The organism is Ruegeria sp. CG11 (assembly GCF_056537245.1).
This window is the reverse complement of sequence record NZ_JBQFRE010000061.1, coordinates 1-927: the sequence shown is the minus strand read 5'-3', so window position 1 is coordinate 927 and position 927 is coordinate 1. Positions and strand designations below refer to the sequence as shown.

1 protein-coding gene is annotated in these 927 nt (G+C 59.9%); it reads right to left on the bottom strand.

From position 1 onward, the window contains the following. On the bottom strand, positions 1 to 927 hold a 927-nt coding region (locus ACR0KW_RS24215), incomplete at both ends, for a heme biosynthesis HemY N-terminal domain-containing protein (RefSeq protein WP_480807305.1).

The following is a 927-nucleotide window of genomic DNA, read 5'->3' as shown; positions in this document are numbered from 1 at the left end:
TCCGAGGCGCCCTCGCCCCGTTCAATCGCAGCCATCAGCGTGTAGGCCCGTGCATCCCCCTGCTTTTCGACAACATCACCCAGCGCGCGTCGCGCTTCGGGGAAGTCTTCGGCTACAATGTTCAGCTCGGCCAAGATCAGGCGTGTTTCCATATTCTCTGAATGAACGCGGGTCAAAGCGGTGAACCGCTTGATCCGCTGTTCAGGTGTTTCGTCTGGCACAATCTCGGCAAAGGCATGGGCCAGATCCGGGTGAGGTTGTACTTCCCACGCCTTTTTCAGAATCTTGGTTGCTGCACGCGGTTTGCCCTTTTCGATATAGGCGCGCGCGGCCATGGCGGCTGCCGGGACAAGATCGGGTGAAAGGCGGTTTGCCTCAATCGCATGTTCCTGCTGTTCGACCGTCGCCGTGTCGTCCCGCAGCACTTTGGCCTCGGACAAAGCCAGGACTGCGTCGCGCCGCTTGAACACATCGCGCGGCAAATACCCGGCCTTCAGCTTCGAGGTCAACGTGGACCGCGCACCGGCCCAATCCTGCGCCTTGGTCTGCAGGTTCAACAGCACATCCTGCGTTTCTTCATGCCGGGGTTTGAGGGCCAGAGCCTTCTCGGCCAGCTTGCGCGCGGTTTCATCATCGCCTTCGGCCAGCTTTTGCTTCATGATCCCGCGCACACCGACAAATCGCGTGGCGTTGTTGGTGACCAGCTTCTTGTAAGTCTCGGACGCTTTCTTGGTATCACCGGTCATCTCGGCTGCCTGCGCCACCAGCAAATTGGTCAGTTCCGGATTGTTCAGCAGCTTCTCGGCCTTATTGGCCTTGGTCATCGCCACGCGCCCCTCACCCGAGGCCAGCGCCATCAACCCGTCCGCCAGCGCCTGATATCCCCGCTTTTCCCGACTGCGATCGAAATAACGTGAAAGGGCGGTT